The 26,314-nt window shown below is 74.7% G+C and carries 20 protein-coding genes and 1 tRNA gene; 9 read left to right on the forward strand and 12 right to left on the reverse strand.

Annotation, left to right across the window (positions count from 1 at the left end; translation table 11 throughout):
- Window position 1 precedes the first annotated feature (1 nt).
- The 3 genes from ACIGHB_RS01675 to ACIGHB_RS01685 are packed head-to-tail and all read left to right on the forward strand — an operon-like array spanning window position 2 to window position 1,537.
- Window positions 2-373, forward strand: a complete 372-nt coding sequence (locus ACIGHB_RS01675; RefSeq protein WP_360312479.1) for a DUF742 domain-containing protein — start codon at window positions 2-4, stop codon at window positions 371-373.
- Window positions 351-974 (forward strand): ATP/GTP-binding protein, encoded by a 624-nt coding sequence (locus tag ACIGHB_RS01680; RefSeq protein WP_360312361.1) that lies wholly within the window; start codon window positions 351-353, stop codon window positions 972-974. Before ACIGHB_RS01675 ends, ACIGHB_RS01680 begins: the two co-directional genes overlap by 23 nt.
- A complete protein-coding gene (locus ACIGHB_RS01685; protein ID WP_360312359.1) occupies window positions 971-1,537 on the forward strand; it encodes a GAF domain-containing protein in 567 nt (188 codons plus the stop codon). Before ACIGHB_RS01680 ends, ACIGHB_RS01685 begins: the two co-directional genes overlap by 4 nt.
- Window positions 1,538-1,608: 71 nt before the next feature.
- Here ACIGHB_RS01685 and ACIGHB_RS01690 read toward each other — a convergent pair whose 3' ends face one another.
- Window positions 1,609-2,817, reverse strand: coding sequence for an acyl-CoA dehydrogenase family protein (locus ACIGHB_RS01690; RefSeq protein WP_360312357.1), 1,209 nt, complete (start codon window positions 2,815-2,817; stop codon window positions 1,609-1,611).
- Between the two features lie 372 nt (window positions 2,818-3,189).
- Between ACIGHB_RS01690 and ACIGHB_RS01695 the strand changes: the two genes are divergently transcribed.
- Window positions 3,190-3,263, forward strand: a tRNA-Pro gene (locus tag ACIGHB_RS01695).
- 111 nt (window positions 3,264-3,374) lie between these two features.
- Window positions 3,375-3,983, forward strand: a complete 609-nt coding sequence (locus tag ACIGHB_RS01700) for a response regulator transcription factor (protein WP_360312355.1) — start codon at window positions 3,375-3,377, stop codon at window positions 3,981-3,983.
- Window positions 3,984-3,996: 13 nt separating this feature from the next.
- Here ACIGHB_RS01700 and ACIGHB_RS01705 read toward each other — a convergent pair whose 3' ends face one another.
- Window positions 3,997-5,859 carry a sensor histidine kinase gene (locus tag ACIGHB_RS01705; protein WP_399908636.1) on the reverse strand — a complete coding sequence of 621 codons (1,863 nt, stop codon included), beginning with the start codon at window positions 5,857-5,859 and terminating at the stop codon, window positions 3,997-3,999.
- A gap of 125 nt (window positions 5,860-5,984) precedes the next feature.
- Here ACIGHB_RS01705 and ACIGHB_RS01710 point away from each other — a divergent pair, with 125 nt between their 5' ends.
- Entirely contained in the window at window positions 5,985-7,979 is a 1,995-nt protein-coding gene (locus ACIGHB_RS01710) for a serine hydrolase domain-containing protein (protein WP_399908638.1), read from the forward strand.
- A 12-nt stretch (window positions 7,980-7,991) separates the two neighbouring features.
- Here ACIGHB_RS01710 and ACIGHB_RS01715 read toward each other — a convergent pair whose 3' ends face one another.
- The 5 genes from ACIGHB_RS01715 to ACIGHB_RS01735 all read right to left on the reverse strand — a co-directional run bounded on the left by ACIGHB_RS01715 (window position 7,992) and on the right by ACIGHB_RS01735 (window position 13,657).
- Complete coding sequence (locus ACIGHB_RS01715) at window positions 7,992-9,638, reverse strand: ABC-F family ATP-binding cassette domain-containing protein (protein ID WP_399908640.1); 1,647 nt, start codon at window positions 9,636-9,638, stop codon at window positions 7,992-7,994.
- A 257-nt stretch (window positions 9,639-9,895) separates the two neighbouring features.
- Window positions 9,896-10,339, reverse strand: coding sequence for a hypothetical protein (locus ACIGHB_RS01720; protein WP_399908642.1), 444 nt, complete (start codon window positions 10,337-10,339; stop codon window positions 9,896-9,898).
- On the reverse strand, window positions 10,336-10,926 hold the full coding sequence (locus ACIGHB_RS01725) for an RNA polymerase sigma factor (protein WP_399908644.1): 591 nt from the start codon (window positions 10,924-10,926) through the stop codon (window positions 10,336-10,338). The genes ACIGHB_RS01720 and ACIGHB_RS01725 overlap by 4 nt, the downstream gene beginning before the upstream one ends.
- A gap of 298 nt (window positions 10,927-11,224) precedes the next feature.
- Entirely contained in the window at window positions 11,225-12,844 is a 1,620-nt protein-coding gene (locus ACIGHB_RS01730) for an acyl-CoA dehydrogenase family protein (protein WP_399909344.1), read from the reverse strand.
- 129 nt (window positions 12,845-12,973) lie between these two features.
- Window positions 12,974-13,657 carry a TetR/AcrR family transcriptional regulator gene (locus tag ACIGHB_RS01735; protein ID WP_399908646.1) on the reverse strand — a complete coding sequence of 228 codons (684 nt, stop codon included), beginning with the start codon at window positions 13,655-13,657 and terminating at the stop codon, window positions 12,974-12,976.
- A gap of 75 nt (window positions 13,658-13,732) precedes the next feature.
- On the opposite strand from ACIGHB_RS01735, the gene ACIGHB_RS01740 reads away from it, so the two are divergent.
- Window positions 13,733-15,256: an AMP-binding protein gene (locus ACIGHB_RS01740; protein ID WP_360312341.1), complete on the forward strand. Its 1,524-nt coding sequence runs from the start codon at window positions 13,733-13,735 to the stop codon at window positions 15,254-15,256.
- A gap of 19 nt (window positions 15,257-15,275) precedes the next feature.
- Here ACIGHB_RS01740 and ACIGHB_RS01745 read toward each other — a convergent pair whose 3' ends face one another.
- On the reverse strand, window positions 15,276-16,733 hold the full coding sequence (locus ACIGHB_RS01745; protein WP_399908648.1) for a cellulose binding domain-containing protein: 1,458 nt from the start codon (window positions 16,731-16,733) through the stop codon (window positions 15,276-15,278).
- A gap of 280 nt (window positions 16,734-17,013) precedes the next feature.
- Here ACIGHB_RS01745 and ACIGHB_RS01750 point away from each other — a divergent pair, with 280 nt between their 5' ends.
- Window positions 17,014-18,348: a cytochrome P450 gene (locus ACIGHB_RS01750; protein WP_399908650.1), complete on the forward strand. Its 1,335-nt coding sequence runs from the start codon at window positions 17,014-17,016 to the stop codon at window positions 18,346-18,348.
- 59 nt (window positions 18,349-18,407) lie between these two features.
- Here the strand turns inward: ACIGHB_RS01750 and ACIGHB_RS01755 are convergent, their stop codons facing one another.
- Together ACIGHB_RS01755 and ACIGHB_RS01760 are read right to left on the reverse strand one after the other, a co-directional pair.
- The gene (locus ACIGHB_RS01755) at window positions 18,408-18,875 is read right to left on the reverse strand and encodes a hypothetical protein (protein WP_399908652.1); all 468 of its coding nucleotides are present in this window, start codon (window positions 18,873-18,875) and stop codon (window positions 18,408-18,410) included.
- Window positions 18,876-18,932: 57 nt separating this feature from the next.
- A complete protein-coding gene (locus ACIGHB_RS01760) occupies window positions 18,933-20,255 on the reverse strand; it encodes a hypothetical protein (protein ID WP_360312322.1) in 1,323 nt (440 codons plus the stop codon).
- Between the two features lie 161 nt (window positions 20,256-20,416).
- Here ACIGHB_RS01760 and ACIGHB_RS01765 point away from each other — a divergent pair, with 161 nt between their 5' ends.
- On the forward strand, window positions 20,417-21,091 hold the full coding sequence (locus ACIGHB_RS01765) for a 1,4-alpha-glucan branching protein (RefSeq protein ID WP_399908655.1): 675 nt from the start codon (window positions 20,417-20,419) through the stop codon (window positions 21,089-21,091).
- Window positions 21,092-21,168: 77 nt separating this feature from the next.
- Here the strand turns inward: ACIGHB_RS01765 and ACIGHB_RS01770 are convergent, their stop codons facing one another.
- Window positions 21,169-24,144 (reverse strand): AAA family ATPase, encoded by a 2,976-nt coding sequence (locus tag ACIGHB_RS01770; protein WP_399908656.1) that lies wholly within the window; start codon window positions 24,142-24,144, stop codon window positions 21,169-21,171.
- A gap of 222 nt (window positions 24,145-24,366) precedes the next feature.
- A complete protein-coding gene (locus ACIGHB_RS01775) occupies window positions 24,367-26,061 on the reverse strand; it encodes a S8 family serine peptidase (RefSeq protein WP_360319943.1) in 1,695 nt (564 codons plus the stop codon).
- Window positions 26,062-26,314 lie beyond the last annotated feature (253 nt).

The following is a 26,314-nucleotide window of genomic DNA, read 5'->3' on the forward strand; positions in this document are numbered from 1 at the left end:
CGTGTCTCCTCCGCAGGAAGGGCCCTGGCTCGACGACGCGGCCGGCCGGCTGATCCGCCCGTACACCGTCAGTGGCGGACGGACCAAGCCCACCGCCTCGCTCGACCTGCTCTCCCTGGTGATGGCGACCGGATCCGGCCCGCAGCCCCATATGGGCCCCGAGCACAGCCTGGCCCTCAGGCTGTGCGACGGGCCCACCTCGGTGGCCGAGATCGCGGCGCACTTAAGGCTCCCGGCCGTCGTCACCAAGGTCCTCCTCTCCGACCTCGTGGACTGCGGGGCCCTCACCGCGCGGGCCCCGCGCTTCCACGCCAACCCATCCGACCGTTCCTTGCTGGAGGCAGTGCTCGATGGCCTACGACAGCGGCTCTGAACGCCATGACGGTTTCGCGGCCGATCCCTTCCCCACCGCGCTGAAGATCCTGGTGGCGGGCGGTTTCGGCGTGGGAAAGACGACCTTCGTCGGCGCGGTCAGCGAGATCGAACCGCTCAGCACGGAGGAGCTGCTGACCTCGGTCAGCGCGGCCACCGACAGCCTGGAGGGCGTGGAGAACAAGTCCACGACCACCGTGGCCATGGACTTCGGCCGGATCACCCTCGACGACCGCAACGTCCTCTACCTCTTCGGCACCCCGGGCCAGGAGCGGTTCTGGTTCATGTGGGACGAGCTGTCCGAGGGGGCGCTCGGAGCGGTCGTCCTCGCCGACACCCGCCGCCTCCAGGAATGCTTCTCCGCGATCGACTTCTTCGAGCGGCGGGGCATCGCCTTCGTGGTGGCCGTCAACGAGTTCGACGGGGCCTTCCGCTACGAGCCGGACGAGATCCGGCAGGCCCTCGACCTCGGCCGGGACGTGCCGATCGTGCTGTGCGACGCCCGGATCTCCAGCTCCGCCATCAGTACCCTCCTGACCCTCGTCCAGCACCTCCTCAACTCGACCCCGGCCCCCGCGCCGAGCTTCGGAGTCACGCCATGACCTACGACCCGACGGGTCACCTCCTCCTGACCCCCATCGACAAGGAGGCCCCGGACCGGGTCCGGCGGCTGCGCGAACTCGGCCTCGGGGAGCGTCCCGACCCGGCCTTCGACGAGTTCGCGCACCGGCTCGCCGACGTGACCGGCGCCCCCTTCTCGATGGTCAACTTCATCGACGAGAACCGGCAGTTCTTCGCCGGGCTGCACACTCCGGGCGGCTCCCACTCGGGCACCGACCTCGGCGCGGCGGGCGCGGGCGGCGTCGGCCGGTTCATGGCCCGGGACCACGGCTACTGCCCGCACGTCGTCGTCCGCAGGAAGGCGCTCGTCCTGGAGGACGTCTGCGACTACCCGCGCTTCGCCGGCAACCCGGTCGTCGACGAGATCGGCATCCGCTCGTACATGGGCGCGCCGCTGATCGACCGCACGGGCGTCGCGCTCGGCACCATCTGCGTGGTCGACACCGATGTCCGGCCGTGGGGCCGGTCGGGCCTGGAGACCATCAAGGCGATGGCGGCGGAGCTGGTGGAGCAGATCCACCGCCGCGAGGACTCGATGTTCTGACCCGTTCCGGACCGGTTCCGGGCAGGGCGAGGGCCCGTACGGCACCTGCCGTACGGGCCCCGCGCGTCCCGTCACGCGGAGGCGGGCTCCAGGTCCGGGGTGCGGACCAGCTCGGAGAGCCGCTCCGACCAGCTGCCCTTGTCCTGGCCGAGGGCGACCTCGCCCAGCCGGAGGAGCTGTACGTCGGAGGTGCCGGCCGGGGCGAAGATGTGGTGGGCGTCGCGGAGGTAGCGCTCGATGGACCGGTCCGTGAAGAGGCCGGCGGCGGCGTGGATCTCCATGGCGTTGCGGCCCGAGTCGATGGCCGACTCGACGTTCACCAGCTTGGCGTTCATCAGCTCGGTGTCGCAGGAGAGGCCCTGGTCGAGCAGGTGCACCGCGTGGTACGCGGCGAGCCGGGCGGTCATCAGCCGGGACTGCATCTGGCCGAGCTTGATCTTGACCGTGGGGAGTTCGGAGAGCGGCTTGCCGTAGCGGATCCGCTCGGAGGCGAAGCGCGTGGTCTCCTCCAGGATCGCCTGGTGGATGCCGAGCGAGACGGCGGTGAGGTTCGCCCGCCCGTACAGCACGCTGGAGGAGTACGCGACGGCGAGGCCGTCGCCCTCGTCGCCGAGCCGGTTCGCGGCCGGGACCCGGCAGTCCTCGAAGATCAGCTCGCCGAAGCTGAAGCCGTGCAGGCCCATCGCGGGCTGCTGCGGCCCGAGCCGGAAGCCCGGCCGGTCGGACTCGACGAGGAAGGCGGTGAGCCCCTTCGAACCGGGCCCCGTCCTGACCACGACGCCGTGCAGGTCGCCGACGTGGCTGTTGCCGACGTACACCTTGCTGCCGTTCAGGATGTAGTCGTCGCCGTCGCGCACCGCGCTCGCCGACATGCCCAGGACGTGCCCGCCGGACTCCGGCTCGGTCACCGCGATCGTCGGGAGGCAGGCGCCGGAGGCGACCCGCGGCAGCCAGGTCTTGCGCTGGGCGTCGGAGCCGAAGTGGACGATCTTGGCGGTGCCGAGCTGGGACGCCTGGACCATGGCGCCCATGGCGCCGCTGACCCGGGAGAGCTCCTCGATGATGATCGTCTTCGCCAGGTGGCCGGCGCCCATGCCGCCGTACTCGGGGCTGATCGTCGCCCCCAGCCAGCCCTGCTCGGCGATGAGCCGGGACAGCTCGTGGTGGACCGTCCGGGATTCCTCCATCTCGGCTATCCGGGGTCGCACCTCCCGTTCCGCGAAGCCTCGGACCGTCTCCCTGAGCTGATGATGAAGCCGGCTGCTGAAGTAGCTGTCCATACGAGTCCCTCCCTGCGAAACGCCTGCCCGGCATGGTCCGGACAGGTGGTGCATCGGCAGTGGTCCCGTCCCGAACAGGCCGACACTTCATGGTGTTGATCTTTCCGGGGTGGATCAATATTGCCCGGGTCTTTGTCCGAAACAGATGCTATTGACGATCACTTCGGACTGTGTTTGGTGGGATCTGGAGCCCCTGAGTCCGCCCGGGCGGATTTGTCCAGGGGCGACTTTCTGCCATGTGCCACCGGCAAGACTGCCGCTTCCAGCCACCGTCCCGGGGGACGCAGAGCAAGCGGTTCGTGACCACCAGGGGAAGTGCGGTATTGTTCTCTTGCACGCCGGGCCGGGGGAAACCCCAGGTCAGACGGGCACCGGGACGTGGCGCAGCTTGGTAGCGCACTTGACTGGGGGTCAAGGGGTCGCAGGTTCAAATCCTGTCGTCCCGACTCGACGGAGTCGTGAATCGAGGGGCCGTCTCAGAGAAATCTGAGACGGCCCCTCGATCGTTCCCGGGCGCGGTGCGCCGACGGCCGTGCCCGGCAGGCGGGGGAGGTCTCGTGATACGGATTCTGCTGGCCGAGGACATGCACCTGATCCGGGGGGCGCTGGTCGCCCTGCTGGGCCTGGAGTCCGACATGGAGGTCGTGGCCGAGGTGGCCCGCGGGGACGCGGTCGTCCCCGCCGCCCTGGCGCACCGGCCCACCGTCGCGGTCCTCGACGTCGAGATGCCCGGCGGGGACGGGCTGACCGCCGCCCGCGACCTGGTCGCCGCGCTGCCGGAGTGCCGGATCCTGATCCTCACCGCCCTGGGGCGCCCCGAGATCCTGCGGTCGGCGCTCGCGGCCCGGGCGAGCGGCTTCATGCTGAAGGACGCGCCGCCGGACCGGCTCGCGGACGCGGTGCGCAGGGTCGCGGCCGGCGAGCGCGTCATCGACCCCGAGCTGGCCGCCGAGGCGCTCATGGCCCGTCAGAGTCCGCTGACCGCACGGGAGACGGACGTCCTGCGGCTCGCCGCCGACGGCGGTGAGCTCGCCGAGATCGCCCGCGAGCTGCACCTGTCGCAGGGCACGGTACGCAACTACCTCGGCGCGGCCGTCACCAAGCTCGACGCCCGCAACCGGCTGGACGCGGTGCGGATCGCCCGCCGACAGGGCTGGCTGGCCTGACGGGAGCCGCGGGTCACGACGTGGCCGCGGGGGAGGGGTGCGGCTCCGTGAGCAGCGTCAGGGCGTAGCCGCGTCCGTCGGGAGTCGGGCCCGCCCGGAGGCGCGCGCCGAGGAGGGCCGCCCGGTCGCGCAGGTTCCCGATGCCGTTGCCGCCCGGGGCGTCGGCGGCGGGAGCCGACGGCCGGCCGTCGGGGTCGGCCTCGTTGGTGACACGGAGCATGCCCGGTCCGAACTCGATCGCGCACCAGCGGGTCGCGGGAGCGTGCCGCAGGACGTTGGTCATGGCCTCCCGCAGCACCGTGGCGTACAGCGCCTCCTCCGCCGGACCCGGGGCGGCGGCGCCTCCCCGCACCCGCACCCTGATGCCCGCGGCGGCCAGGACCTCCCGGGCGGAGGCCAGTTCGCCGTCGAGCGTCAGCTCCGCCGCCGCCCCGGGGATCGCCCGCAGGTCGGCGAGGACCCGCCCGGCCAGCCGTGCCGCGTCGGCCAGGTGGCCCTCGGCCTGCCGCGCGTCGGGAACGCGGTCGGCCAGCTCACCCTTCAGGGCGATCGCGTTGAGCCCGTAGCCGAGCAGATCGTGGACGTCCCGCGCGATCCGCCGCCGCTCCCGCGCCACGGCGAGCGAGGCCAGCGCCTCGCGGGCCTCCCGGACCTGGTGGACGAGGCGGGTGAGCAGGGCCAGGCCGTGGAAGACCAGCGTGATGACCACGATGTCCAGGACGAGGAGCGCGGTGCCGTACGCCCCCGGCCCGCCGGTCCGCGCGAGGGCCGCCCCCGCGGCGGAGGCGGTGAGCACCGTCGCGGCCGGCCAGGCGACCCGTGCCGGCAGGACGATCAGCGTGGACGCGGCGGCGAAGGCGACCAACTGGGGGTAGGGGCCGTCGGGAACGGCCAGCATGCCCAGGGCGAGGCCGACCTGGGCGCCGAGCGTCCAGGCCGCGTACCGGGGCCGGACGCCGGGCGGCCGGGGAAGGGAGTGGTACGCCTGGAGGGCCATGACGACGGTGAGCGCCGCCGCGTACAGGGCGGTGCGCCAGGCCGGCAGCTCCTCGCCGAGCAGGAACACCGCGCCCACGGCCAGGTATTCGAGGTGCGTGGCGATCACGATGGGCCACGCAAGGCGCGGCGTCATGGCCCGGGGCGAGGTGTCCGCCGGGCCGGCCGACTGCGGCGCCGGTGCGGCCCGCACGCGTGCCGCCGCCTCCCGCGCCACCGTCACCAGCTCCCGTGCCGCCTGCCGCCCCCGGCCCGCCAGCGCGATGACCGAGGCGAGGGCGGTACCGAGGACCGCCTCCAGCTCCCGACCGGTCTGCTTCCGCTCGGCGGCGACCCGGGCGGCGGCGAGGGCCCCGCGGGTGGCGTGAAGTTCGGCGTACAGGTCGATGAGCCGGCTGAGCGCGTAGATGACGAGCCCGTGGGCGAAGGCGTTGCCGATGCCGTTGAGCACGGAGAAGACGCCGCCGTCGCCGGGCGCGAGCGGTCCCGCGGCGAGCACGACGAGGGCGAACAGCGGCCAGCGGACCGGCCGTTCGACGGCGAGGAGCACGGAGGCGGCGAGGAAACCGGGCAACCCCGCCCAGGGGGCGAGCAGAATCTGCGCGGCGAGCGTCCACGCCCCGCGCAGCCGCCGCGTCCAGGGCAGGCAGGTGACCAGCTGCACCGACAGCACCAGGACGGCGGCGGGACCCGGAAGCAGCCGGCCGGGTTCGATGGCGAAGCCGAACAGCACGAGCGCCGGCAGCACCGAGACGACCGCCACCGGCCCCCGGGACGACTCGGCCGCGTCCCCGCCGGGCCCCGGCGGCCGTGAGCCTCCCGCGCCCCGCCCCGACGCGCCCTCGTCCCGGCTGCCGGTCCCTTCCCCCCACGTGATCACGGGGCCACGCTAACGCCGGCCGGCGGTCGCACCCACCCCCGCTCACGCCCCACCCGTGCGAAATACACAAGGACCGGTGCGCCTCGCACTGCCGCCGCCCCGCCCCCGGACGGGAGGGTCGACGCATGCGTACGAAGCCGATGCGGGCCCTCGCCACGATCACCGTCACCGCGACCGCCCTGTTCACCGTCACCGCGACCACCCTGTTCGCCGGGGCCGCGCCCGCCCTCGCCGGCACCGCGCCCGCCCTCGCCGGGGCCGCGGCCCCCGTGGACCTGGAGTCGCTGGTCGACACCGCCGTCGCCGGGCACCTGAGGAACGACCGCATCCCGGGCGCGGCCGTCACGGTCGTCCACGGCGGGAAGACGGTCCTGGCCAAGGGGTACGGCGTCGCCGACGTCCGCACCCGGACACCCGTCGACGCCGAGCGCACCGGCTTCTTCCTCGGCTCCCTCGCCAAGCTGTTCACCGCCCAGGCCGCGTCCCGGCTCGTCACCGAGGGAAGGATCGACCCGAGGGCCGACGTGAACGACCACCTCCGCGAGGTCGTCGTCCCCGACACCCACCCCGGCCGCCCCGTCACCCTGGACCACCTGCTCACCCACACCGCCGGTTTCGACAGCGACCTCGTGGGCCGCAACGAGACCGCGCCCGAGGACGTGGGGCCGCTCGCCGAGAGCCTCACCTCGCGTCGGCCCCCGCGGGTGCGCGCACCCGGCGAGACCGCCGCGTACGACAACTACGCCTACGCCCTCGCCGGTCAGCTCGTCGCCGACGCCTCCGGACAGGACTTCCCCGCGTACGTCGACACGCACATCCTCCGGCCGCTGGGCATGACCCGCTCCACCTTCGCGCAGCCGCAGCCCGAGCGGATCGCGGCGCACCTGGCCCGCGGCTACCGGCCCGACGGCTCCTCAGGATGGGCCGAGGCCCGGGGCCAGTACGGAGCGTGGAGCGCGGCGGGCCCGGGCGCGGTCAGCACCGCGGGCGACATGGGCCGCTGGCTCGTCGACCAGCTCACCGCGGACTCGGCGGCGAACCGCCTGATGCGGCGGGTCCACCACCGTCAGGATCCCCGGCTGCCCGGCATCGGCTACGGCTACGAGGAGTGGCGGCGCGGCGGGCGCACCGGCTGGTTCAAGGACGGCGACATCCCCGGGTTCCACTCCAGCCTGCTGCTGCTTCCGGAACAGGAGCTGGGGATCTTCGTGGTCTTCAACGGCGACGGCACCGACGGCCGCGCGGGGTGGGACGGCAGGCAGCTGATCGACCACGTCGTCGACGCGCTCGCCCCGACCGCCGCCGACGCCACCCCCGACACCGCCCCCGGCGCCGCCGCCGACACCGCGCCCGGCACCGCGCCCGGCCCCGCCCCCGCGGCGTACGCCGGCAGCTACCGCTCCGCCCGGGTCAGCCGCACGAGTCTGATGGCCGTCGAAGGGCTGGTGGGAGCGGTCTCGGTCGAGGAGGACGGAGCGGACGGGCTGCGCACCACCGGTCTCTCCCTCGACCCCGACCGGCACGAGCAGCGCTGGACCGCGCTGGGCGGCGGACTCTTCCGGGAGCGGGGCGGCAGCGGTGCCACCCTCGCCTTCACCTCCGACGGCCTCCTCGTCTCCTCGGCGACGCCGACGACGGCCTACGAGAAGCTGTCGTGGCGCCAGTCCCCGGCCCTGCACCTGGCCCTGCTCGGGTCCGGCCTCGCCGTGTCGGCCCTCGGCGCGCTCGGGTTCCCCGCGGCGGCGGCCGCGCGGCGCCTCCGCGGCCGGCCGCCGCACCCGCGCGCGGCACGCGCCGCGCGCGCCGCGGCGGCGGTGACCGGGCTGCTCGCGGTGGCCTTCACGGGGGCGCTCGCGGCGGTCGTCGCGGACGGCAACGCCATGATGGAGAGCGTGCCGCTGGGCTCCCCCCTGCTGTCCGTGGTCACCGGCCTGGGTACGGCCCTGGTCGTGGCGTCCCCGGTCGTGGTGGCGGGCGCGGTCGCGGCCTGGCAGCGGGGGTGGTGGACCCGCACCGGCCGCGCCCTCTTCACGCTCACCGCGCTCGCCTCCGTCTCCACCGCGGGCATGCTCCTCGCCTACCACCTGGTGGCAGAGCCCTTCGCCCGGCTCGCCGGCTGACGGCGGGCCGGGTCACATCCCCGGCGCTCCCGTCGTGCGGAGCACTCCGTCCTCCAGGCGCAGCCAGCGGTTCACACCGATCGCGGCGAGGAACCGTTCGTCGTGGCTGACCACCATGAACGCGCCCCGGTACGCGTCGAGCGCGCTCTCCAGCTGGCCCACGCTGACCAGGTCGAGGTTGTTGGTCGGCTCGTCGAGCAGCAGCAACTGGGGCGCGGGGTCGGCGCACAGGACGCAGGCGAGGGTGGCCCGGAGCAGCTCCCCGCCGGAGAGGGCGCCGACCGGCAGGTGTGCCCCCGCGCCCCGGAAGAGGAACCGCGCCAGCAGGTTCATCCGCTCCGCCTCGGGGCGCTCGGGCGCGAACGCGGCGAAGTTCTCCGCCACCGTGCGGTCCGGGTCCAGCAGGTCGAGGCGCTGCGACAGGGTGGCGATCCGCCCGTCGCCGCGCTTGACCAGGCCGTCGTCCGGGGTGAGTTCACCCGTGACCAGCCGCATCAGGGTCGTCTTTCCCGAGCCGTTGGGGCCGGTCAGCGCGATCCGCTCGGGGCCCCGTACGGACAGGTCCACACCGCCCTCGGCGAAGACGTCCCGCCCGTCGTACCGGACCCGCATGCCCTCGCCGAGGAAGAGGTTCCGTCCGGCCGGCACCCGGGTGTCGGGCAGGTCCAGGACGAGGCGCTGCTCGTCCCGCAGGGCGCGCCCGGCCTCGTCGAGCCGGGCCTGCGCGTCGCCGACCCGGGACGCGTGCGTCTGCCCGGCCCGGCCCGCGGACTCCTGGGCGCCGCGCTTCATCGTGCCGGCGAAGATCCGCGGCAGCCCGGCGTTCTTGAGGTTGCGGGCGGCGTTGCTCGCCCGCCGCTCGGCGCGCTCGCGGGCCTGCTGGAGCTCGCGCTTCTCGCGCTTCAGCTCCTGCTCCGCGTTGCGCACGTTCTTCTCCGCGACCTCCTGCTCGCTCCGCACGGCCTCCTCGTAGGCGGTGAAGTCACCCCCGTACAGGCGCAGCCGGGAGCCGCCGAGCTCGGCGATCGCGTCCATGCGGTCGAGCAGCGCCCGGTCGTGGGCGACGACGAGGAGGAGACCGTCGTAGTCGTCCAGCGTGTCGTACAGCTTGTGCCGGGCCTCCCGGTCCAGGTTGTTCGTCGGCTCGTCGAGCAGCAGCACGTCGGGCCGCTTGAGCAGCTGCGCGGCCAGGCCGAGGGAGACGATCTGGCCCCCGCTGAGGGTGCCGAGGGTGCGGTCGAGGGCGAGCCCGCCGAGTCCGAGCCGGTCGAGCCGGTCGCGGGTCCGCTCCTCGATGTCCCAGTCGTCGCCGATGGTGGTGAAGTGCTCCTCGGAGACGTCGCCGGACTCGACGGCGTCGAGGGCGCGGATGACTTCGGCGACGCCGAGCACGTCGGCGACGGTGAGCCCGGCGGTCAGGGGCAGGCTCTGCGGGAGGTAGCCCAGCGTGCCGCCGACGGTCACCGTGCCCGAGGTGGGGCGCAGCTCACCGGCGATCAGCTTGAGCAGGGTGCTCTTCCCGGAGCCGTTGGGCGCGACGAGGCCCGTACGGCCGCCGGTCAGGCTGAACGACAGGTCCTGGAAGACGGGGGTGTCGTCGGGCCAGGAGAACGACAGGTCCGAGCAGACGACGGTGGTGGAGGAAGGGGCGTGGGACATGGCGATGACCTCGGGCGAGGACGGGGGGCGGGCGACGGACAGGGCTCCGCCCCGGGCGGACGAGGAAAAAGGGGTACGACGAACGGGCCACTCCGGCGTCGCGCTCCTCGGCGCGTCCGGTGGCCGTCAGCTCCGGATCTCACCCGGAGATGTCGTCGTCACCCGCCACGTCTGCTGCTCCTCGTCGAAGGGGTCCGGCCCTGAAAGGGCCGAGGTCCCCGTCACCGTAACAGCTGTTCCTTTCCGAGGTGCGGAATTTATCGCCGGGGCGTTCCGGCGGGGCGCGGCCCGGCCGGGGTGAGGGTGCAGACGCCGTCGGCGCACCGGCGCTCCAGGCGGCCGCGGGAGATCGTCTGCGCCAGGCCGACCGCCCAGCAGGTGGGGCAGCCGCGGAAGGCGATCAGGGCGAGGGGCGCCGCGAGCAGGCTGACGGGCCCGGTGACCGGGATCAGGGCGAGCGAGCCGGCGATCAGCCCGAAGCCGACGGCACCGCGCGCGAGGTGGCGCGGGACGGACCGGCTGGCGTAGTCGGGGCGCGGGCCGGGCGTGTCGGGCGTGCCGGGGTGGCCGGTGGGCTGGCCGGGCGTGCCGGCGTGGCCGGTGGGCTGGGTGGGCTCGCCAGGGTGGCCGGGGCGCTGGGCGGGGTGGTCGTGGGGGGCCGGTGCGGGCTTCTCGGTGTCGAGGGTGCGTGGGGTGGTCACGGTCGCGGGTCTCCTTCGGCGGTGGGGGCAAGGACGGCGGGTTCGGGCGCGGTCAGGGCGTGGCGCAGGGCGGCCCGCGCCCGGTGCAGGCGGGACTTCATCGCCGCGTCGCTCAGGCCGAGCGCGCGGGCGACGGTCCTGCCGGGCAGGCCCTGCACGTCGCGCATGAGGAGGACCTGTCGCTGGTCGCGGGGGAGGGCGCCGACGGCGGCGGCGATCCGCCGCGCCTCCAGGCGGTGCAGGACGGCCTCCTCGGCGGACGGCTCCGCCGCCGTCTCCTGCCCGGCGTCCGGTTCCTCGCCCCGCCGGACGAGCTGCCGGACCTGCCGGAGGCATTCGTTGCGGACGATGCGGAACATCCACGAGGCGAGCGCCCCCGTCGCCCGCAGGGTGCCGATCTTCCGGTACAGGATGATCAGCGCCTCCTGCGCCGCGTCCTCCGCGTCCTGCGGGGAGGCGCACAGCGACAGGGCGAACCTCCGCACGTGCGGCTGGGACTCCATGACGACCGTGGTCAGGGAGGCGACGTCGCCGTCCTGGGCCGCCCTGACCAGCCGCTCGTCGGGCCAGGAGAAGCGTCGGTTCATGTGCTGTCCTCTTCCTCGTGGTGCTCCGCGTCGCTCCGGTGGGCGCCCGGGTCAGACCCGGCTCCGGTACCGGCGCAGCAGGTGCCAGGAGCACGCCCCGATCAGGACGGCTCCGACGGCGACGAGTGCGGTGACCAGCATGGTGGCTCCTTCCGGTGGACCGGCCCGTGCGGCCGGTACGGGGAAAGGAGTCGGCGGGACGCGAAAAGGATTCACCCCCGCCGCGAGCTTCTTCGCGGCGGGGGTGCGGACGTGCGTCACGGCGGGGTGCCGCGGTCGGGGTGCGGGAGGGCGCCGGTCAGACCGGCAGGCGGGTCAGCAGTCCGGCGAAGTCCGTCGCGGGGGGCAGGGTGCCGAAGGCGAGGCCCTGGTCGCCGGAGAGCCGCGACGCGCAGAACGCGTCGGCCACCGCCGCCGGGGCGTACCGGACGAGGAGGGAGCCCTGGAGGACGAGCGCGGCCCGCTCGGCGACCCGGCGGGCGCGCAGCGGCGCGTCCTCGGTGAGCCGCAGCTCGCCCTGGAGCGCGGTCCAGGCCGCGTCGAGCCGCCGGTCGGCGCCGGCCGCCGCCTCGATCTCCGTACGGAACGCCGCCAGGGCCTCCGGCTCGCGGGCCAGGGCGCGCAGCAGGTCGAGGGCGCTGACGTTGCCGGAGCCCTCCCAGATGCTGTTGAGCGGGGCCTCGCGGTAGAGGCGGGGCAGGCCCGACGCCTCGTCGTAGCCGTTGCCGCCCAGGCATTCGAGGGCTTCGGCGACGGCGGCGGGCTGGCGCTTGCACACCCAGTACTTGCCGACGGCGGTGGCCAGGCGGAGGAAGGCGCGCTCGCCCTCGTCGCCGAGCCGGGCGCGGTCGGCCGCGCCGGCCAGCCGCAGGCCGAGGGTGGTGGCGGCCTCCGACTCCAGCGCCAGGTCGGCGAGGACGTTGCGCATCAGCGGCTGGTCGATCAGGGTCGCGCCGAAGACCGAGCGGTGGCGGGCGTGGTGGGCCGCCTGGGCGAGCGCGGCGCGGATCCCGGCGGCGGAGCCGAGGACGCAGTCCAGGCGGGTCATGGTCACCATGTCGATGATGGTCCGCACGCCCTTGCCCTCGGTGCCGACCAGCCAGGCCACGGTGTCGTCGAACTCCGGCTCGCTGGAGGCGTTGGAGCGGTTGCCGAGCTTGTCCTTGAGCCGCTGGATCCGGAAGGTGTTGCGGCTGCCGTCGGGCAGCACGCGCGGGACGAGGAAGCAGGACAGTCCGCCGGGTGCCTGCGCGAGGACGAGGAACAGGTCGTTCATCGGGGCGCTGGTGAACCACTTGTGGCCGCGCAGCCTCCAGGTGCCGTCCGGGAGTTCGGTGGCGGTGGTGGTGTTGGCGCGGACGTCGCTGCCGCCCTGCTTCTCGGTCATGCCCATCCCGGCGAGCAGCCCGCTCTTCTCCGTCGGGGTGCGAAGGCCGGGGTCGTACGACCGGGTGGTGAGCAGCGGCACGTACGTCTTGGCGAGCTCGGGGGAGTGGCGCAGGGCGGGGACGACGGCGTACGTCATCGAGACCGGGCACATGTGGCCGGGTTCCAGCATCCCGGCGAGCATGAAGCCGCCGGCGCGCGCCACATGGGCGCCGGGCCGGTCGTCGGCCCAGGCGGCCCCCGCGAGGCCCGCGCCGACGGAGAGGTCCATGAGCCGGTGGTAGGCCGGGTGGAACTCGACCTCGTCGACGCGGTTGCCGTAGCGGTCGTGGGTGCGGAGTTGGGGCTCGTGGCGGTTGGCCTGGTCGGCCCAGTGCTGGGCCTCCTCGCTCCCGACGATCCGGCCGAGGCGGTGCAGGTCGTCCAGGTGCCAGCCGGCGCCCTCGCGCTCGACGCCTTCGAGCAGCACGGGGTCGGCGGCGGCGTCGTGGCCGGTGAGCGGCGGGGCCTGGTTGGTGACGGCGTGCGTCACGGCGGTGGGACGGCTCTGGGGCGCGGCGCCGGGGACGCCGGCGGTCGTGGTGTCGGAGCCGGGAGTCGTGGTCACGGTGGGTGCTCCTCCGGAAGACGGGGCGGTACGGGTCGGTGGGCGCCGGCCGGGTCAGGGCCCGTCCGGGCCGGCGTACGGGCGGTCCGGGGCGTGGCTCTCGGGCCGGGACGCGGGGGCTCGGCTCTCGGGGCGGGCCGGGGCGCCCGCGCAGCGCAGGGCCATGGCGGTGAGGTCGGTGAGGAGGGCTTCGGTGGTGGTCGCGCCGGGGGCGCCGAGCGGGTCGACGAGGACCTCGCCGATCGCGCCGGTGAGCGCGGCGGCGGTGATCTCGCCGTTCTGCTCGGGGAGCGCGCCGCCGGCGATGCCCTCGCGGATCACCTCGGCGAAGAGCGCGCGGTAGCGGCGCCGGAAGTCGAGCCGCTCGGCGCCGACGGCGGGCTCGGCCGGGGCGGCGAGCAGGGCGTAGGCGAGCCCGCGGTTCTCCAGGGCCCGGCGGGCGAAGACGTGGATGCCCCGGCTCAGCCGCTCGACCGGGTCGCCGGGCGCGGCCAGGACCTCGCCGAGCACCTCCACCTCGCGCCCGGCGGCGCGCCGGAAGACCTCCACGGCGAGCGCGGCCTTGGACGGGAAGTGCTGGTAGACGGAGCCGGCCGCGATGCCGGCGGCGTCGGCGACCGCGGTCACGGACGCCTGCGCCCAGCCCACCTCGGCGACGACCGAGGTGGCGCAGGCGACCAGGTGCTCCCGGGCGGCTTCGAGCCGGCGGATCTCGGCAGGGGTCTTGCGGTAGGCCATGAAAGAAGTGAACCATCATTCAGAGTTTCCCGCCACGGCCGGCTCCCCCCGGCCCGGGCACGTCAGGAGAACGTGATGCACCTCTGCGCCCTGCTGGACGGCGCCGCCCGCGCGGCCGGCACCAAGGAAGCCGTCGTCTACGGCGAACAGCGCTGGACCTACGGCGAGTTCGCCACCGAGGCCCGGCGCGCCGCGACCGTGCTGCACGCCGCCGGGGTCCGGCCCGGCGACCGGGTGGCGGTGATGACGTACAACACCCCGGCCTTCCTCCTCGCCGCCTTCGGCGCCTGGTACGCGGGCGCCACCCTCGTCCCGGTCAACCACAAGCTCCAGACCGCCGAGGTCGCCCGGCAGCTGCGCCACTGCGGCGCCCGCCTCGCCGTCGTCGACGCGGAGATCGGCACCCGCGCGACGGCGGCCGGCACCGACACGACCTGGCTGGTCAGCCACCCCGACGCCACCGGGGACGCGCGCCCGGCCGACTCCTTCGAATCCCTCGTCGCCGCCGCCGAGCCCTGGACCGGCGAGCCCTCCGGCGACGAGGGGATCGCCCAGATCCTCTACACCTCGGGCACCTCCGGCACCCCCAAGGGCTGCGTCCACACCCACCGCGGCATCGCCCTCGCCGCCACCTACACGGCCGCCACCGTCCCCCTCCACCGGGATGAGCGCTTCCTGATCTGCATGCCGATCTGGCACGCCTCCCCGCTCAACAACTGGACCCTCGGCACCCTCCTCCTCGGCGGCACCGTCGTCCTCCAGCGCGAGTACGAGCCGCGCGGCATGCTGGAGGCCGTCCAGCGGCACCGGGTCACCGCCGTCTTCGGCGCGCCGATCGCGCTGATCGCCCCCACCCAGGTGGTCCCGGACTTCGCCGCGTACGACCTGTCGTCCGTCCGCGCCTGGATCTACGGCGCGGGGCCGCTCGACGCCGACACCGCCCGGCGGCTCATGAAGGCGTACGGCTCCGACGCCTTCCACCAGGTCTACGGCATGAGCGAGATGGGCCCGGTCGGCGCCTCGCTCTCACCCGCGGAACAGGTCGGGAAGGCGGGCGCCATCGGGCGCGGCGGCATGCCCGGCGTGGACCTCAGGGTCGTCCGCCCGGACGGCGCCGACGCCCGGGCGGGCGAGGACGGCGAGATCTGGCTGCGCGCGGACACCCGGATGGTCGGCTACCTCGACGACGAGGCCGCCACCGCCGAGGCGTTCGCCGGGGACTGGTACCGCAGCGGCGACCTCGGCCGGATCGACGAGGACGGTTTCGTCACGATCGTCGACCGGATGAAGGACGTCATCATCACCGGCGGCGAGAACGTGGCCTCGCAGGAGGTCGAGGGCGTCCTGCGCGGGCACCCGGACGTCGCCGACGTCGCCGTCGTCGGACGCCCGCACCCGCAGTGGGGCGAGACCGTCGTCGCCGTCGTCGTGCCCCGCGCGGACGCCCGCCCGGACGCGGACGCCCTCCGGACCTGGCTGGCGCCCCGCCTCGCGCGCTACAAGATCCCGCGCGAACTCGTGCTCCGCGACAGCCTCCCCCGTACGCCCTCGGGGAAGGTCACCAAGCACGTGCTGCGGTCGGAGCTGGCCGGGGCGTGACCGCGGGCCCGGCCGGTCCTCAGGGGGTGACGGCGATGTTGGTGAGGCCGCTCGTGGCGTTCCTGACGGTGTTCGAGGCGTGCACCACGTTGAGCCGGCCCGGGCACTTCGACGTCGACGTGACCCGGATCGCGTAGGCGCCGGCACCGCCGAGGTCGGAGGAGTTGCCGCGCCACACGTTGCCGCAGCCGTTCGGGAAGGCGGGGGTGGTGGCCGGGTTGTGGGTCTCGTAGCCGTTGGCGAAGGTGCCCGGCGCCGTGAAGACGCCGGTGTTGCCCTCGATCAGATAGTCGACGCCCTTCACGTCGATCCACGAGTCCGCCGAGTTCTGCCCGCTGATCCCGCGCCCGTCGAAGGTGTTGCCCCGGATGACACCGCCGAAGGTGCCCTCCTTGACGTCGATCGCCTCGGCGGCGACGTCCGGGCCGATCCGGTTGTTCTCCACCCGCACCCGGTCCGAACGGTCGGCGCCGCCCGCGTTGCCGTGGCAGCCCCAGTTGGAGCCGGCCGAGCCGATGTAGACGCCCTCGCCGTACCCCGGCTGGACGAGCCCCGTCCTCTCGACCGTCGAGTCGCGGAGCACGCCGTCCGACGAGGAACGCCGGAAGTGCACGCCCTCCTCGTCGACGCCGTGCACATGGAGCCCGGTCGCGGTCACGTGCGGGGAGGCGTCGAGTACGACCCCCTTCTTGGAGTCGCGGACGGTGAAGCCCTCCAGGTTCCAGTACGGGGCCTGGTACAGCCACAGGCCGTAGCCGGGGTCCCAGCCCGCGGTGGGGACCGGGCAGGACGGTCCGCTGCCGGACGGCCCGTCGTTGACGAGCACCGCGGTACGCGGACCGGTCAGCGTGACGGGCCGGTCCGCGGTGCCGGGGCGCTGGGCGACGAAGGAGCCCCGGTACTCGCCGGGCGCCATCCGGATCGTCTGCCCGGGCGCCGCCGAGGCGAGCGCGGTACGGAGCTCCGCCGCCGTGTCGACGTCGATGACGGGACCGGAGGGCGGGGTGGTCGTGGACGTGGGCGTCGGGGTCGGGGTCGGGGTGGGGCTCGGCGTCGGTGTGGGGGTGGGTGTGGGAGTGCCGCCCTGGCACGGGGCGCCGTTGACCGTGCAGTTGAGGGGGAGGCCGAGCCCGCTCGCGTTGAAGCCGAAGCCCTGGGTCGCGCCCGGCGCGACCGAGCCGTTCCAGGAGACGTTCGTGAAGGTGTAGTGGCGGCCGCTCTGGGTCTTCGTCGCCGACCAGTGGCTGGTGACCGCGGTGCCCTCCGGCAGGTCGAACTCCACCGTCCACCCGGTCGCGGGCGCGTCCCCGCCGTTCGTCACGCTCACGTCGGCGCCGTACCCGGTGCTCCAGACGCTCGCCCGGCCGACCGAGACGGTGAGGGCGGGGGCGGCGGCCTCGGCCCGCGGGGCCGTGAACCCCGCGGCGATCAGGCCGGCGACGGCCGTCGCGACCGCGGCCGGAATCGCTCTGCGCATGCTGGGTCGTCTCCTTCCGCCGGACGGCGGCGGTTCGCTGGGGCGGTAGTTGTCAGTAAAGCTTCCTTACTGTCGCGGGCGCGTCAACGGAGTGGACGGATCTCGTACGCCCGCTCCGTGCACGCAACCGAACACGCTCCGAACAACGCGCAGTTCAGGCCACCCGCCGACGGCACGGCCGGAGCCGCGCTGTCGCCCCGAGGCCCCGCGCCCCTACAGTGCGAGGTGCCCGCGCCACCCCGCACGCGAGGGCGTGCGGACGCCGAACAGGAGCCCCGCCGTGGCCATCCCCGCACCCCCCGGCGCCCGCCAGACACCGGGCCCGGCCGGACGGCCGGTCCCCGAACTCGCCCCCGGACTCGTCGCCGACTGGCACGCCCGGGGCGGCGAACTGGTCGACCTGCTCGCCCTCGTCCGCGAACGGCTCGGCGGGGTCGGCGCGTTCCGCCCCGCGCCCGGCCTCCCGCCCACCGTGCTGGTCACCGACCCGGACGCCGTCCGGCACGTCCTCGCCCACCACCCCGACCGGTACGTCAAACGCTCCCACCGCGCCCGGGTCCTCGTCGGAGACGGCGTCCTCTCCGCCACCGGGGACGCCTGGCAGCGTCAACGCCGGCTCCTCCAGTCCCAGTTCACCGGCCGGGGCATGCGCCGCTACGAGGCGCGGATCACCGCCGCCGCCCGGGTGACCGCCGCCCGCTGGGAGACGTACGCCCGCACCGGGGAGGTCTTCGACCTCGGCGACGAGCTGCGCCGCTTCGCCCTCGACACCATCTGGCGCGCCCTGACCAGCACGCCGCTCGATCCGGCCACCGAGAGCGAACTCGGCTCCGTCGCCGGGGTGGTGGCCGCCCTGCCCAGCCTGCCCGCCGACAGGATCGCCGCCCAGGCCGCCGTCGCCGCCGACATCGCCCGCATCGACGCCGTCGCCGAACGGGCCGTCCGCGCCGCCCGGGACAGCGACCCCGGACCCGAAGGGCCCGGCCTGCTGCACGTCCTCGTCGACGCGTCCGCGACCCGGCCCGAGTACACCGACCGGCTGATCCGCGACGAACTCGTCACCCTCCTCATGGCCGGCCACGAGACCACCGCCACCACCCTGACCTGGCTGTACCTCCTCCTGGACCGCCACCCGCAGGCCCGGGAACACGCCCTCGCGGCCGGCCCCGACGGCTCGCCCGAGCGCCGGGAGGCCGTCCAGGCCCTCGTCCACGAGACGCTCCGCCTCTACCCCTCGGCCTGGATCCTGCCCCGTCACGCCACCGAGCCCGACACCCTCGCGGGACACGCCCTCCCCGCCGGCACCGACCTGCTCGTCTGCCCCTACCTCGTCCACCGCGATCCGGCCCTCTGGCCCTCCCCCGAGACCTTCGACCCCACCCGCTTCACCACCCCCGGCCGGCGCCCCGCCCACCCCGGCGCCCACCTCCCCTTCGGCCTCGGCCCCCGCGCCTGCCTGGGCCTCCAGTTCGCCCTCCGCGAGTCCGTGACCCTCCTCGAACACCTGTTGCCAGGCCCCGTGCCCCGCTTCCTCTCCGTCCCCCACAAGACCGCTTACGGCCTCACCGTCCGCCCCGACGGCCCCACACTCGCCGTCCTCCGGGTGCGGCGCTGAGAGCCGGACCGGCGGCCGTGCGCGGGGGGCATGGTCGCCGGGCCTTCGGGGCGGGCGGGTCAGCGCAGTACGGAGGAGAAGGAGTCGAGCTGGATCCAGGTGACCGGGTTGGACGCCTGCGGGCCGTAGATCTTGACGGCGCCGGCCGTGTTCGCCTCGACGCGGATCGCGTTGATGCCCTGGCTGTTGTTGCGGGGCACGACGCCGCGGGTCAGCTTGGGCGGGACGATCGTGGGCGGCAGGGTGCCGAGCGTGGCGTCGGCGGTGAGGTTGCAGGTGACGGTGCCGCGGAACTGGAGGAACTCCGTGCCCGCCAGGCGGATGACCCGGGCCTGGAGCGGGGCGGCGGCGTCGGGCGTGATCCCGGCCGCGGGCGTGACGGCGGTCCAGTCGACGACGGTCTGGCAGCCGTCGACGGGGGCGGCGGCGGCCGGGGCGGCCGTGGCGAGGGGGACGGCGACGGCGGCGACGGGCGTGGCGAGCGCGGCGGCGAGCAGGGAACGGCGACTGGTCGGCTGCTGGGACATGAGGGTTCCTCCGGAGTGAAGAGACAGGGAGACGGGGGGGAGGGGCGGGACGGGCGGTCAGCGCCAGGCGACCGAGACGCCGTCCAGGTCGATCCAGGTGATCGCGTTGTCGGCGTAGGCGCCGTACGCCCACAACTCGCCGCGGATGTTGGCCTCGACGCGGCACACGCACCGCCCCGTGTTGTTGTTCCTCGGCACGTTCTGGCGGGCGAGCCGGGTCGGGCGCAGCCGGTGCGGCAGGGTCGCGATCCTGCCGTCCGCGGTGAGCGAGCAGTTCAGGCTCCCGCGCAGCTGGAGGTAGGTCGTGCCGGCGAGGGCGACGAGCCGGCCGCGCGGGCGGTCGGCGCCCGGGGTGACGCCGGAGGCGAGCGTGAGGTCCGTCCAGTCCGCCAGGACCTTGACGCCGTCCACCGCCGGCTTCGTCGGGTACCAGCAGACGGTGACGTCCCGTGAACCGGTCGTGCCGGGCACGGTGTTGCTGAATCCGAAGAGCAGCCTGGTCTCCTGCGTGGCCGGGTCCACCTCGACGGCGACGCCCTCCGGCTCGCGCCGCTCCAGGCCGTCCGCGGAGGTGACGACCTGGCGGTCGAGGCGCTGCCCGGTCGCCCAGTCGTACGAGGTCATGAAGGTGACGCCGGGGAAGGCGCTCGGCACCGTCTCCGGGTGGTTCTTCGCGTCGTACGGCGCCCAGTGGTACGCGTACAGCACGCCGCCCAGCGTCTGGTAGCCCTGCGAGGTGAGCGTCTTCTCCAGCGGGTACGGCGACGGCACGGCCGGCGTGACGTCCTCGCCGGCCGGCATGACGAAGGTCGTGCCGACGGGCGTCCAGTCGCCGGCGGCGGCGCGCGTGGCGTCGTACCGGGTGAAGTGCCGCTTGCCGTCCTTGTGGTACATGACGGTCAGCAGTCCGGTGGTCGGGTCGAGCGAGGGGCCGGTGCCCGCCGTGGAGCCGGGCGGGGTGAACCTCCGCGCCTGCGGGATCGCCGTGGCGTCCAGCACCCCGTCCTCGACGAACTTGAAGCGGGTGACGGACTTGCCGAAGGCGACCCCGCCGCTCGTGATGTGCAGCGGTCCGCACTCGGTCCACAAGTAGCTGTCCGCGCCCACCGCCTGACAGCCCATCGACAGTCCGTGGCCGAAGCCCTTCAGCCGCATGGAACCGGTGACCGCGCCCGTCGCGCGGTCGACGCGGTTCAGGTACATGTGGCCGGAGTCGCCCGGCGCGGTCGCCGAGGACTCCAACTGGAGCACGAAGACATGCCCGTTGACGGTGTCGGTGGCTATCGCCTGCGGGGCGGGGCCCTGCACCAGGTCGACCGTCTGCACGAGCCTGCCGGTGACACCCGACAGGTCGACGCCGTTGGCGTCCGTGAATCCCATGGTCTCTCTCCCCCGTGGATCACCCGCGGATCCACGTCCCCGGGATCATCACACGAGGTCGCGGCCGTGCGGACGCCGGGTGGGCGGCGCCCGGCCTCCCCCCGCCCACGGCTCTGTTACGTTGACGGCTCCTGGTCCCGAGGAGAGGAAGCGACCCGCCCATGGCCGTCATCCACCGCACCACGTTGCAGCCGACGAAGCAGGAACTCATCGCCGCCTGGCTGCCCACCCGCGCCTGGTACACGGCGGGCCCGGCGGCACCGAACCCGGTGAGGTGCGGCGGGTTCCGGCTCGACGACCCGGAGGGCGAGGTGGGCATCGAGTTCATGGTCGTCACCGACGGCGAGGGCCGGGACGCGGCCGCGTACCTGGTGCCCATGACGTACCGGGGCAAGCCCCTCGACGGCGCCGAGTCCGCCCTCATCGGCACCTCCGAGCACGGCGTGCTCGGCACCCGCTGGATCTACGACGGCGCCCACGACCCGGTCCTGGTCGGCCAGGTCCACGCGCTCCTCGCCGGCCGGGCCGTGCCCCAGCAGCAGTCCGTCAGCGACGCCGCCGACCCGACCGTCACCGCCTCCCTGGACGTCCCGGCCCCGGAAGGCGACGCCGAGGTCCTGGACGTCACCGACGGGCCCGCGGGCACCGACGTACGGATCCGGGTGCCCGGCGCCGACACGCCGCTCACCCTCCGCTTCCACCGGGTCCTGAGCCAGGCGGCGGGCGAGGACCGGGAGGGCTCCGGCGTCCTCGGCGGCGTCACCGCCGAGTGGACCCCGGCCGGCGCCGAGGGCGCCACCGCGAGGGGCGCGTACATCACGGTCCGCCGGGACTGACCCGGGCGGCGCGCGCTCCGTACCGGGACCGCCAGTTCACGCGGGTCCTGGTCCCGCGGGTCCTGGTCCCGCGGGTCCTAGGGACGGAGCGCCGTCGCCAGCTGGGCGCGGGAACGGACGTCCAGCTTCTGGTAGATGCGGGTCAGCCGCGCCTCCACGGTCTTCACGCTCAGGAACAGCTTCGCCGCCGCCTCCTGGTTCGAGGCGCCCTGCCCCACGAGCCGGGCGAGCCGCAGCTCCGCCTCCGTCAGCGAGGCCAGCGCCGTCGGCGCCTCGTCACCGCCCGGCGCGGCCCCCGGCAGCTCGCCGGCCGGCGCCTCCGTGGCCAGCGCCAGCCACGGCGCCGCCCCCGCCCGCTCGAAGACCGTGGCCGCCCCGTGCAGCGCCGACTGCGCCGCCGACCGCCGCCGCCGCTTCCGCTCCACCCGGGCCAGCGCCATCAGCGCACGGCCCTGCTCCAGCGGCAGCCCGGCCTCCGCGAACCGGCCGGCGGTCCGGGTCAGCAGCTCCGCCGCCTCGTCCGTCCGGCCCTCCGCCGCCAGGCACAGCGCCTGCGCCCGGTCGCACCCGAGCAACACCGTGGTGCGGCCCAGTCGTTCGGCCACCGGCCGCACCTCCGCGAGCAGCGCGAGGGCCTCGTCGACGGCGTCGTGCGCGAGCAGTGCCTCCGCCAGCTCCTCGTGCCAGCGCAGCATCGACGGGTCCACCGTCGACTGCGCCCGCTCGTCGGCCTGCACCCGGCGCAGGGTCTCCAGGGCCGCCGCCACGTCGCCGTTGACCAGCTGGACGCGGCCGAGCGCGTACCGGCTGCGCGAGAGGAAGACCCGGTCGCCCTCCTCCTCCGACGCCTGCGCGCTCCGCCGCGCGTAGCTCGCCGCCCGGCCCAGGCTGCCGCCCGCGGTCTCGGCGAGCGCCAGCGCGTACCAGGCGGGTCCGGGGGACAGGCCCGCCTCCAGGGTGAGCGCCAGCGACTGGCCGGCGTGCGCCAGGGCGGCGGCGCACGCGCCCATCCGGGACTCGATCTCCGCGAGCGTACGGAACAGTTCGATGGCATCCTCGACCGAGCCGCGCCGCTGCACCAGCGGCAGCAGCGCGTTCAGCTCGTCCCGGGCGTCGTGGAGCCGGTCGTCGAACAGGGCGTGACGGATCGTCAGGATCTGGGCGGCGTTGCGGATGCCGAGCGGACGCTCCGCGAGTTCGAGGTCCCGTGCCCTGGCCAGCACCGGTTCGGCGTCCGGGGAGCCCAGGGCCCGTTCCATCCGGGCCTGCACGGTCAGCGCCTGCGCGGCGGTGCGCGGGTCGCCGACGGATGCGGCGAGCGCGGCGGACTCCATCGCCGCCGTCCGGGACCGCTCCGGATCGCCGTCCGCCAGCACGTACTTGACGGCCAGTCGGAGCTGTACGGCCGCCCGGAGCGCGGTCGCGCCCTCGGAGTCCTCCATGGCGTGCACGTACATGTCGTCCAGGTCGGTGAGGCCCTGTCCCGCCGTGTCCAGGACGGCGAGGCGGGCCCGCACCCGGTCGGCGGGCGAGGCGTCCCGCGCGAGCAGGTCGGTGGTGGCCCGCATGGCCAGGTCGGCGCGGGCGGCGCGGGCGGCCTCCTCGGCCGCGTCCACCAGGCGGGCGATCCGCCGGGCGCCGTCCCGGCCCGGCGTCGACTCGGCGGCCAGCAGGGCGAGTTCGGCGGCGAGCGCGTTGTTGCCGCGCCGCCGGGCGGCCTCCGCCGCCGCCGCGACCTCGGCGGCCAGCTCCTCGTCCGGCCGGTCGGTGGCCAGCGCCCGGTGGCGTACCGCCTCCACCGGGTCGTCGACGACCTCGGCGAGCGCGGCGTGGCCGGCGCTGCGCTCCGCCCAGCAGGCGTCGTGCACCAGGGTGGACGGCAGCAGCCCGGCGGTGAAGGCGAGCGAGCCGTCCTCGGCGAGCGAGACCAGCCCGGCGCGCTCGGCCGCCGCCAGTTCGGCCTCGGCCTCGGGCCGTCCGGCCCGGCGCACCAGCGTCGCGGAGGGGCGCAGCGCGAGCGCGGCGAGGAGCAGGGTGGCCCGGACCGGCGGGGGAGCGGCGCCCAGGAGCTGCCGGGCGAGGTCCCGGGCGCGGCCGGAGAGCGTCAGGGCCTCGGCGTGGTGCACGGGGGTGCGGGCGTCGGCGAGGGAGCGGCCGACGGCGAGGGCGAGCCGGGGGTTGCCGCCGCTGGCGCGGTGGATGCGGCCGGCCATCCGGGACGGCAGCCGGTGGTGGATGAGGAGTTCGGCGATCTCGTCGGCGTGCAGCGGCGGGACGAGCAGCAGGTCCGCCTCGGACGGCACCCACAGGTGCGCGGAGTGCACCGGGTGCGGCCGGCCGGGGGAGCCGGGCTCCGGTCCGTCGGCGGGGTGGGTGTCCCCGTACGGCTCCGGTGTCTCGACGGCGATCACGCGTAGCGACGGCGGGGCGAGGTGGAGGGCGAAGCGGAGCAGGTCGGTGCTGTCGGGGTCGAGGAACTCGGCGCCGTCGACGACGAGCAGCACCGGCCCCCGGGAGGTCAGCGCGCGCAGGATGCGGGCGATGCCCAGGCGCAGGGCGATCGGGTCCCAGCCGCCCTGCTGGATGGGTGCCTCGCGGCAGAGCATGGCGACGGCGGTGCGCTGCGGTCCCGGCAGGTCGTCGAAGACGCCGGAGGCGAACACGCCGACGGGCAGCGCTTCGGGGCCTGGGGCGTCGGCGGGGCCCGCCGGGGGGTCCTCCGCGAGGGATCCCGGTTCGGTGCGCGGACCCGGCCGGACGACGGTGGTCGCCACGGAGGCGACGAGGGCGGCGGCTGCGGCGCCGGGGATCGTGCGGTCGGCGGGGAGGGCGGCGAGCCACAGCACGGTCTCGCCGCGGGCCTCGGCGCGGGCGGCGGCGGCCAGCGCGACCTCGGTCTTGCCGACGCCGGCGGGCCCCGTGAGCAGGGCGCGGCCCCGCGCGTGCAGGACGTTCTCCAGCCGGGCGAGCAGCTCCTCGCGGCCCACCGGGGCCGCGGGTCCGGCCCCGCCGGGGGCTCGTGCGGGCAGGGTGCCGTGCGGAACCGTCGTCACCTGGTCGCCACCTCCGCCCGTGGGCCCCGCCCATGAGCCCTGCGCAGAGGATACGGAGCCCACGGTCCCCGTCCAGGGGCCTTGTCCGGCATACGGACACGCGCCACCGCCCGCCGACCTTTCCGGAACTCGGCGACGCCCTCGTGGTGTAGACCACGAGGGCGTCGCTGACCAGCGGTGATGCTGGTGTGGGGGGTGGTGTCAGTGAGGTGGAGCGGAGGATCAGAAGGTGAGGCTCCAGGAGTCGATGTAGCCGGTGTCACCCGAGGCCACATCGCGGACCTGGAGCTTCCAGGTGCCGTTGGCGACCTCGCTGGAGGCGTCGACCGTGTACGTCGCGAGGACGTTGTCGGCGCTGTCCGAGGAGGAGGAAGCCTTCAGGTTGCGCACCGTGCCGTCGGGGGCGACCAGGTCGACGACCAGGTCCCCGCGCCAGGTGTGCTTGATGTCCACGTCGACCTTGAGGGCGGCGGGGGCGTTGCCGGTGCGGCCGGTGACGGCGATCGAGGACGACACGGTGGTGTTGTCGGAGATCGTGACGTCGGTGGAGTTGGTGAACGGGGTGCCCGGCTGGGTGGTGCCGGTGACCGCGTCCACGGTCTTGGCCGCGTCGGCGATGCCGGTGCCGCAGCCGCCGGAGCAGGTGCCGGGCAGCGGGCGGGCGTTGCCCTTGATGGCGGTCTCGATCTGGGCCGGCGTGAGGGTGCTCTTGGCCGACTTCAGGAGGGCGGCGAGGCCCGCGATGTGCGGCGCGGCCATGGAGGTGCCCTGGTAGGGCTTGTAGTTCTCGGCCGACTGGGTGGTCGTGCCCGAGTTCAGCGTGGAGTGGATGCCGTTCTGGGGCGTGGTGACGGTGCCGGGCGTGTCGGTCGCGCGGCGGGTCTCGCCGCCCGGGGCGGACACGTCCACCAGGGTGCCGTAGTTCGAGTAGAACGAACGGTTGCCCTCGCGGCTGGTCGACGCCACCGTGATGACGTTCGAGCAGTTCGCGGGCGTGAAGCCGGAGGTGTTGGCGTTGCTGTTGCCCGCGGCGACGACGACGGTGGTGCCGCGCGAGACGGCGCCGTTGATCGCGTTCTGGTAGACGCTCGGGCAGGTGGAGCTGGCGCCGCCGAGGCTCAGGTTGATGACCTTGGCGGGGGTGGCGTTGGCCGGGATGCCCGACACGGTGCCGCCGGAGGCCCAGGTGATGGCGTCGGCGATGTCGGAGGACGAACCGCCGCACTTGCCGAGGACCCGGACATGCTGGACCTTCGCGCCGTACGCGATGCCCGCGATGCCCTTGGAGTTGTTCGTGACGGCGCCGATGGTGCCGGCCACGTGGGTGCCGTGCCACGAGGAGTTCGACGCCTTCGAGCCGAGGCCGCACTCGTTGTCGGTGGCGTTCCAGTCGCCCTCGTCCTTGGCGTCCGCGTCGCGGCCGTTGCCGTCGCGGGCGTCGGAGGAGGTGGAGATGAAGTCGTACCCGGCGACCGTGTTGGCCGCGAGGTCGCTGTGGGCGGCGTAGCCGGTGTCGATCACGGCGACGGTGACGCCGGAGCCGGTCGTCTTGTCCCAGGCCGAGGGGACGTTCATGCCGCCGGTGGCCTCGAAGAGGTCCCACTGCTTGGCGTAGTCGGTGTCGTTCGGCGCGGCGGCCATCGCGTAGGCGCGGATGTCCGGCTCGACCGCGGCGACGGACGGGTCCGCCCGGAAGGCGGCCATGACCTCGTTCACGTCCTGCGGAGTGGCGGAGTCGCCCAGGTCGACCAGGGCGCCGCCGCCGGAGAGGCGTCGCTCGAAGGCGAGCTTCTCGCCCGTCTTCGCGGCCTTCTCGGCGGTGTCGGTCTTCGCGGCGGTGTTGGAACCGGCCTCGGCGGCCTGGCTCTTGTAGGTGACGATGACCTTCTCGACCGGGGCGCTGGGGAGCGCCCGCATGGTCTGCGAAGCCGGCGCGGGCTTCGGGGTGGGAGCGGCCGGGGCGGCGGCGAACGCCCCGGTGGTGGTGGCAGTGGCTCCGATGATCGCGGCGGTGGCGACCACGGATATGACTCTCCGCCTGGAACCGTTCAAGGTGTGGCCCTTTCGAGTACGACGTAGGTGCGGAGCAGTGGCGGCGGCGCGGGAGTCGCGGGGCGAAGTGGGGTCGCGTCCGTGGTCCCTGGGCTGGGGGGCCCGTGCGCCGCCACCG

It is taken from the genome of Streptomyces sp. NPDC085460 (assembly GCF_044541975.1).
Taxonomy (GTDB): domain Bacteria; phylum Actinomycetota; class Actinomycetes; order Streptomycetales; family Streptomycetaceae; genus Streptomyces.